Genomic DNA, 7,006 nt, shown 5'->3' on the forward strand with positions numbered 1-7,006 from the left:
AACTGAGCCTCGGTTCGTATAGCAGTCGGGTCGCGGCACTTCGATAAGCCACAGCTCACTTCGATGAATTCCATTTCGAGGAAATTCTTCTGTTCGGTAGCGTACAAGGGGTCCCATTCGGGACTTTGGTCCAATTTCCCTTCTGCCGATTGGCCCTATTGTTCTCGTGTCCTCGCTGCTGGGGAGGATAGAGGAGGCCACTTGGTGTATTGGAAACCCCCGGGTGGTCTCCTGTCTCTCCGATGAGGAAGGGAGGCGAATACGTGCGAGCCTCAATACTGATGGTATTTCCTGTTTTTACGGGGCTGATGTCGGCGGCCGGAGTTCCCGCGGACCAGATGAACGAAGCGAGGGAGATCTGCACATTCTTCGAAGCGTCCGGGCTGCAGGGATCATGCACACTCAACCCTCTCAGGACACAGATCGAAATCACCCTGACCGGTTTTTATGACAACCCCCCGGAATGCCCGAAGATTGCCGACATGCTCAGAAGCTTTCAGATGGTACCAGGACGCGATTGGGAGCTCGTCATTCATGCTAGGATCAAAGACGAACCTACTGCCATTGAATGCAAGCTTCTAAGCAAAGCTGACTGATTTCCTACCCAAGCCGTAGGCTTCCTTTCCTCCAAAGCTCAAAATAGCCTTGTAGAGCTTGCGGGCGCGCAGCAGTGTCCGATTCCGCTCCAATCGCGCAGAACCATCGAGCCCTGGGAAAGATTGATCCCAATAGCCATTGGACGATAGGGACCTAAGTCCGACTGGCGACACCGGGCATCAGTCGTCATATTAGAAGACGTGGAAACAAGAGCGTTCCGAGGAGGGCGGAACGGGAGGAGTGTAATATGAAATTCGGCTCTGACAGCTTCAGCTACGAACAGTGCTGCTCGCAAGGCCATAGTTCTGCGTCGACCATTGCCGCAATCCGATCTGCGCTCGCCGCCGAGCCAGACATCGACAGCGGCTCCATCACGATCCAAATGCTGGGCCCAATGGTTCTCCTTGAAGGCTACATTACAAAGGCCGCAGATCGCGACAGAGCGATCTCGGTTGCGGCGTCGATCGTCGGCTTCGCTAACGTACAGGACCGTATGCTAAGCCGTTTTTCGATCCAATAGTCCAGGTTACCGGAGCGGATCGGACTAAGGTCCGAATGTCTCGGACTGAAGTCCCTTCTTGGGAACAGCTACCGCTCTCGTCGGTTTTCTACCCAGCGCAAGAAAGCGCAACAAAGGAGGAAAACAGATGAATATCAAAGCAGTAGGAATCGCGGCAGTCATTGTGATGGCATCAACGTCAGCATTTGCGCAGTCGTCAACGGTTACAGGAGCTGCCGGTGGTGCAGCGACCGGTGCAATCGTTGGCGGCCCGGTCGGCGCGGCTGTTGGTGGTATTGTCGGGGGAGTGGCCGGCAGCATTATTGATCCGCCGCCGCAGAAAGTAATCACCTATGTTCAGCAAGCCCCCGCTCCGACCGAGCGTGTTGTGGTTAAGGAGAAGGTTGTCGTTGGGCAGCCCTTGCCCTCGACTGTAGTGGTAACGCCGATCCCGGATGATCCGAAGTATGCCTATGCTATCGTCAATGAGCAGCGCGTAATCGTGGAGCCTTCTTCCCGCAAGGTTATCCAGGTCGTCCAATAATTTCCGGCCGCAAGGCAACCAGCAGGCGGGCGTAGCCCGCTGGTTCCAAAACAATGTGGGCACGCACATGACGCATGAGATTGCGGGCAGTGTCGCGTGCCCACGCCTGGAGATCAACAATGAAAATTAGTCATCTCGCCATTGTTGCGGCAGCGCTCTCTCTTGGCGTGTCGCCGCTCACAACTCTTCCTGCAATCGCCCAAACGGGTAGCAACAGTCAATCCGGTTCGCAATCCGAACCGAAATCGGACTCGGGCTCGCAAACCGGGACTCAATCGGCGCAACAGCCCGGCGCAGAAGCTGGACAATCGCAGTCTGGAGGAAACGCCGAAACCGACTGTAAACCAGACGCCCCCGGGGGATGCCCTCAGGGCAGCGCTCCATCCAAAAAGCAGACGACGGGGGGAGCCTCCGAAACTCAGAACGGCGCGAAACCAGCAGATGGCAGTGCCTCCCCAAATGGCGGCAGTTTGCAGAAATCGTCACCCGATGCTTCTGGCGGTACAAGGGTGGAGAATAAGTCTGACACCAAGTCGGGAAGCAGTGAAAGCAACGGTTCTGCAGCGACCCCGAACGGCGGCACCCAGGATACGAATGCAGCCTCGAAGGAGTCGACGGAACAAAACTCTTCGAAAACCAACAACACGTCTTCGGAAACCAACGTTAACAACAACAGCGAGACGACAAATACCCGAGCCAGCGTTAGCGTCACGGTCGAACAGCAAACAGAGATTCGGCAGGTGGTGAAGGAAGTGCATGTCGAACCTGTAAAGGAAGTTGATTTTACAGTGTCCGTCGGAACGAAGATCCCCAAGAGGGTTCATCTTGAACCGCTGCCGCCGCGAATTGTGAAGATTGTGCCCGCATATGAAGGCTACCGCTTCTTCCTCCTTGCGGATGGTCGAATCGTTATCGTCGATCCCGACGTTCTGGCAATCGTCTACATAATTGAGGCCTAGCCGGCCGCTCTCCCGGCGGCGCTTTCCGCGCCGTCCGGGCTACGGGAGATTTCTTATGATTTATAATGAAGAAAAGTCATCGGGCCTCGCTTTTCCCCTCATCGTCATTCTCCTTGCGATGGCTGCGATCATTGGCAGCCTCTTCATGACAGCCGATAGCTCCAATACGACCAGAGTGTGGGTTCCCGCGAGTTCCGCTGGTATTTGATTGAGCAACGTATGCCGTTTCTCATCTCGCCCTCGTGCGGGATTGAGTTAGGGTGGAGATAGCGGGAGAAGAAAGTAAGGGCAGGCGGCAATTTTACTCTCTCATGCCATCTCAGCATCAATCAAAGATAGGCTTTCCGCCTTCGCGTTAAAAGGACATTTCGGTCGTCGCACCCGTGGTCAACCACGTCCGTAAATCACGCTCGTTTATTCGGCGCATTCGAGTGTAGGAGGAGCATATTGCCGGCAATGAGAGGTGTTGGACGTCCCCCGCGCCTCGCTGCCGGCAAGTACTGCGCGCTCTTTTAATCACGGCACACTGTTCGATATCTTGTTACATAGTGCCCGTTTCGACGAACCTCGTAAGGTTGCCTCCAACAGCGTGGCCTGTCATATCGCGAGCCATAGTATCGATCGCGATAGTACGGGGGTGGTGCCCGGTACAAGCGGGGGGAATCATCGTAGTAGCGGGGGCGTTCTCCGAACTCGAAGTAAATTCCCTGAGCAGCCGCTGGAGAAATCCCCATTAGGCAGGCTCCTGTAACAACCGCTAATAGCAGTTTTTTCATAGGCTTCACTCCAACTGTTAATCTGTATTAATAACGTTTGGAATGGTCGATAGTTCATTTAGGCCGGCCTCGGTTCCCCTCCGTTAAACGGTCGGTGTCAATTGCTATTGCGTGCTCGGTCGTGCCGACGCCGCCGCTCCCAGAATACCCAGCTTTGTCTCAGTCGACCTGCGCGAGAAATTTCCTTGAGCTTCGATTCCTAAACCGAGGCTGGACACCTATAGTGAACGGGATTGATGTGATTCAGTAAACAGAAGCGAAAATGAATGCCATTCTTCCTGGTAAGTCACACGTCTCTTGTTGAGGCGGACGACGAGAGAGCCGCAGCTGAACAGGCGATTGGCGCTATTCGCGCCGGATGCAAGGTGAGCGTTGCCGTTAAGTCTGATGAGGCAAATATCAGACGTGTGACCGTGCCAGAACTGCGGCAAAGGCACGACGACGGTGCAGGTCAAAATAGGATAATTCGCGACGCGCTTGCACCCGAGAAAGAGGAGCAGACTGGGAAAGACCGTCAACTGCAACACGCCAGTTCCGGGCACCCGAGGTTAACTCTGCGCTCCGTCACCGTTGCTACAGTCCTCTTAGCGGCACTGGCCTTCTTCGTGCTTTGATAGCGATCGCTGGCAGAACTGTCCTGCCAGCGTTTCGTTTCGTTTGGCTGCTGCCTACTTAATAACCTCGATAACTCTGCGGGTTTGCGGGTCGACGATCACGCGCTGCTTGTTAACTACCGTGTAGCTGTAGGATTTGCTGGATGGGATCGTGTGCACTTCTACTGAAGCGGGCAGCTCGCTGCCAACCACCACGTCACCGTCATACACCACGGATGGCACTTCCTGCTCCGTGACATAGGTCCTGACCTCGCCTGGAACCGTCACGACGGTGGCGGTCTGAGCAAAGGCTGCGCCGGCCGTAAGAAGCAACGCAGTTGTTACAATCGTGGAAAGTTTCATTTCCTTCTCCTCTTCGTTAAGGTCTTCTCGCGTCGGCTCAAATGCGCTGAAGTGTTAGACTACTTCCGCAAAACTCGTGCCCGATGAATGGATCCATCGAGATCGCAATCACCTGCAAGAGACAACCATGCAAGTGCTTGAATGTTCCCGAGCCATTGGCAGTGAGTGACGATGAATGTTGAATCGTCGATCTGTTCCAGGCAGCGGCCTCAACTTGCACCACTTCGCCGGTGCTCTGCCTGCTCGCGAGCAGTCGGTCGCGACCCCAACGGTTTAAAGAGAGCGTGTTGGGATCGCTGCTGGCATCTGTCCTTCGTGGCGGATCGAGACTTGAGTGTCGCTTGAGTGGCCCGACGCATGATGCGCCGGGCCCTTGATGTGCTGGTCTCTCGTTGAGACTGGATTCCAGCCTGCAATGACCTTTGAGAGCCATTACCTTTGCTACTTCCTGATCCCGGCAAAGGCTCCTTAATGCCAATAACTTTGATCGCCTGAAGATCGCCCCATCAAGTATCCTAGGCCGAATGCCATGACCCCGATCGCCAGAACCAGTGTGGTGGCAGTGTGTGGATGTTCGGCCACACCTATGGCCAGCGCATTCGTTTCGCGTCTTACTGCGTCGCCGGCGGATTTTGCGACCTTTCGCACTCCCTCAGGTTGGTCGGTGGGCGATCCAGTGAAACCTGCGTTAAGATTTTCTCTGGCCATCTCTCGTCTATCTCCTTGAATGAGAAAGAAGCAAAGGCCCGGCGTGCTTGGGGGCGAGCGTCGGGCCTGTTGCGGACCGCAAATGGGTGGTGCTTGGTCCCACAGCGTGTTTTGGAAAGCGCTGCAAGGGTAAAACTGGTTGAAAGCCGTAAAGGTTCCGCAACGCCCTTGCCTGCAGGCTGACAGCTGTGTGTGGAGCGAAGACTTACGTTACACGGGCCTCGGCGGCAGTTCGGCGAAGTGCTGCCAAAGGTTCCCACTGCACCACCTCAGAGACCTCTGCCGCTACAGCGCGCGATGCGCATATCAAGGACTGGCTCCGGACCGAAGAGACCACCGTGAAGAGGCAACGTCCTATTCAAATGCGACGATGACCCCGAACTTTACCATGCTCGCCAGTTCCTCCGCATCCCAATTTGTCAGGCGGACACAGCCATGTGAGCCAGCCTTGTCAATCAACGATGGTTCGGGCGTGCCATGAATGCCATAAGTTGGCTCTGTCAGATCAATCCATACTGTGCCAACTGGATTATTCGGACCACTCGGCAATGTCAGCTTTTTCTTATTCTTGCCCTGTTGAAAATTGATCTTTGGATTGTAGACATAAGGAGGATTGCGGGCGACGCCGTTAACCTTGTGCTTTCCGGAAGGAGACGGGTTGTCTTCACTCCCGATCGTCGCCGGATAGACCGCCACCACTGCACCTTCATCGTCGAAAGCAACAAGCTGGCCTTCTTTGCGACGGACTTCAATTCGTTTCACCTTGCCCGTGCTAGGCGCGCCAATAACAGCAACGTTGATAGTTTCACCCGGAGAGAAATTCGCGGAGGGATTGAGCGCATGCAGTAGATCGATGTCCATGTGGAATCGTTCCGAGAGTTTCTCCGCGACACTGGTATAGCCAAGGTGTTTCATCGTGGCCTGTTGCGCATAGTCTTTTGGGATGGCTTCCACGAGGTCGGCCATATCCTCGGGCGCGATGATGTACGGTCCGATGACGTGCTTATCATCATTTAGTCGAGCCAGAACCTCGGGGTCGGGTTTTCCATCAACCGGAAGGCGCTGCATCATTTCGAAACCGGCTATCGCTTTTCTGACGTTGTCTCCCTGGAAACCATCAATTACGCCAGGCGATGCGCCGGCACGATCGAGCAGGACTTGCAGGTGGATGATTGCTGGATCCGGGAGGGGGGCGGCCTTCTCGTTGCGCTCGGTCGAATACGACTTCACATCGGCGTTGTTTATCAAATCGGGCGACAAGTCCTGTGCCTGAGCCGTCGTCAATGAGGTCAATACGACCAATGAGGTGAGCAACAATCTTTTCATCATCACCATAAAGATGCCAGCTTGGCAGATGTTCCGTTAGCACCTGCAATTCGGCCTGAATACCGGCGAATATTGAAGTCACGGCAAGAGCTCGGCTGCGGCTATATGCGTTTAGAAAACGCCGGTTTTCGCAGGCTGATGTGGCAGACACCCCGCTACGCTTTGCTTAGCGTTCGGACTGCGTCCAGAAACCGGTCAATTTCCTCTTCGGAATTGTAGTAGTGAGGCGAGGCTCGCACGACCGGGGGCAATTGCCGCGCGCTGGCATCCAGCAATGTGCTCGAGGGGGCCGATACGCTGACATTGAAGCCGAGTTCCGTCAGTTTGGCCTTGACGTCGCTTCCGGGGTGGTTCGAGATCGTAAAGGAGACGATCGAGGCGGGGTTCGGTCCGAGGTCATGAACGGTAACCCCTGGGCAATCTCTCAGGCCGTCGCGCATTTCAGTCGACAGAGCTTTGCACCGCCCCTCAATATTTTCCAATCCGAGCTCCAGGGCATAGTCGATAGCGCGCCCTAGGACGTGGACTCGCAAACTGAATTGATCCAAATTCTTGTCGCAACGAGTTTCAGTGCAGCAAGGTAATTGTCAGGGCGGCGGTCGTAGCGCGTGGCCAAGCCCCGCATGTGTTTGATACGATTG

9 protein-coding genes and 1 pseudogene are annotated in these 7,006 nt (G+C 55.1%); 5 read left to right on the forward strand and 5 right to left on the reverse strand.

Features of this window, described 5'->3' with window-relative positions; translation table 11 throughout:
• Positions 1-281: 281 nt before the first annotated feature.
• The 5 genes from JNB88_RS27700 (at position 282) to JNB88_RS27720 (ending at position 2,807) form a co-directional block, all read left to right on the forward strand.
• The gene (locus JNB88_RS27700; protein ID WP_220358255.1) at positions 282-596 is read left to right on the forward strand and encodes a hypothetical protein; all 315 of its coding nucleotides are present in this window, start codon (positions 282-284) and stop codon (positions 594-596) included.
• Positions 597-844: 248 nt separating this feature from the next.
• A complete protein-coding gene (locus JNB88_RS27705; protein WP_220358256.1) occupies positions 845-1,117 on the forward strand; it encodes a BON domain-containing protein in 273 nt (90 codons plus the stop codon).
• A gap of 127 nt (positions 1,118-1,244) precedes the next feature.
• On the forward strand, positions 1,245-1,640 hold the full coding sequence (locus JNB88_RS27710; protein ID WP_220358257.1) for a DUF1236 domain-containing protein: 396 nt from the start codon (positions 1,245-1,247) through the stop codon (positions 1,638-1,640).
• Positions 1,641-1,759: 119 nt separating this feature from the next.
• Positions 1,760-2,599: a DUF1236 domain-containing protein gene (locus JNB88_RS27715; protein ID WP_220358258.1), complete on the forward strand. Its 840-nt coding sequence runs from the start codon at positions 1,760-1,762 to the stop codon at positions 2,597-2,599.
• A gap of 55 nt (positions 2,600-2,654) precedes the next feature.
• Entirely contained in the window at positions 2,655-2,807 is a 153-nt protein-coding gene (locus JNB88_RS27720; RefSeq protein WP_220358259.1) for a hypothetical protein, read from the forward strand.
• Positions 2,808-4,043: 1,236 nt separating this feature from the next.
• Here JNB88_RS27720 and JNB88_RS27725 read toward each other — a convergent pair.
• From JNB88_RS27725 to JNB88_RS27740, 5 genes and pseudogenes are all read right to left on the reverse strand, one after another.
• Complete coding sequence (locus tag JNB88_RS27725) at positions 4,044-4,331, reverse strand: DUF1236 domain-containing protein (RefSeq protein WP_220358260.1); 288 nt, start codon at positions 4,329-4,331, stop codon at positions 4,044-4,046.
• A 468-nt stretch (positions 4,332-4,799) separates the two neighbouring features.
• Positions 4,800-5,039 carry a hypothetical protein gene (locus JNB88_RS33880; RefSeq protein WP_223217354.1) on the reverse strand — a complete coding sequence of 80 codons (240 nt, stop codon included), beginning with the start codon at positions 5,037-5,039 and terminating at the stop codon, positions 4,800-4,802.
• Between the two features lie 354 nt (positions 5,040-5,393).
• Positions 5,394-6,374, reverse strand: coding sequence for a L,D-transpeptidase family protein (locus JNB88_RS27730; RefSeq protein ID WP_420832224.1), 981 nt, complete (start codon positions 6,372-6,374; stop codon positions 5,394-5,396).
• Positions 6,375-6,520: 146 nt separating this feature from the next.
• Positions 6,521-6,913, reverse strand: a complete 393-nt coding sequence (locus JNB88_RS27735) for an aminotransferase class V-fold PLP-dependent enzyme (protein WP_220358261.1) — start codon at positions 6,911-6,913, stop codon at positions 6,521-6,523.
• A pseudogene (locus JNB88_RS27740) lies at positions 6,880-7,006 on the reverse strand (IS5/IS1182 family transposase); the annotation flags it as partial. The pseudogene JNB88_RS27740 and the gene JNB88_RS27735, both read right to left, overlap by 34 nt.

The sequence above is a fragment of the Rhizobium cauense genome (assembly GCF_019511525.1).
Taxonomy (GTDB): Bacteria; Pseudomonadota; Alphaproteobacteria; order Rhizobiales; family Rhizobiaceae; genus Rhizobium; species Rhizobium cauense.

Excerpts from the sequence above, each read along its gene's own strand:
- JNB88_RS27725 (WP_220358260.1), bottom strand. The coding sequence starts at position 4,331 with ATGAAACTTTCCACGATTGTAACAACTGCGTTGCTTCTTACGGCCGGC.
- JNB88_RS27700 (WP_220358255.1), top strand. The coding sequence starts at position 282 with ATGGTATTTCCTGTTTTTACGGGGCTGATGTCGGCGGCCGGAGTTCCC.
- JNB88_RS27710 (WP_220358257.1), top strand. The coding sequence starts at position 1,245 with ATGAATATCAAAGCAGTAGGAATCGCGGCAGTCATTGTGATGGCATCA.
- JNB88_RS33880 (WP_223217354.1), bottom strand. The coding sequence starts at position 5,039 with ATGGCCAGAGAAAATCTTAACGCAGGTTTCACTGGATCGCCCACCGAC.
- JNB88_RS27730 (WP_420832224.1), bottom strand. The coding sequence starts at position 6,374 with ATGGTGATGATGAAAAGATTGTTGCTCACCTCATTGGTCGTATTGACC.
- JNB88_RS27705 (WP_220358256.1), top strand. The coding sequence starts at position 845 with ATGAAATTCGGCTCTGACAGCTTCAGCTACGAACAGTGCTGCTCGCAA.
- JNB88_RS27720 (WP_220358259.1), top strand. The coding sequence starts at position 2,655 with ATGATTTATAATGAAGAAAAGTCATCGGGCCTCGCTTTTCCCCTCATC.
- JNB88_RS27715 (WP_220358258.1), top strand. The coding sequence starts at position 1,760 with ATGAAAATTAGTCATCTCGCCATTGTTGCGGCAGCGCTCTCTCTTGGC.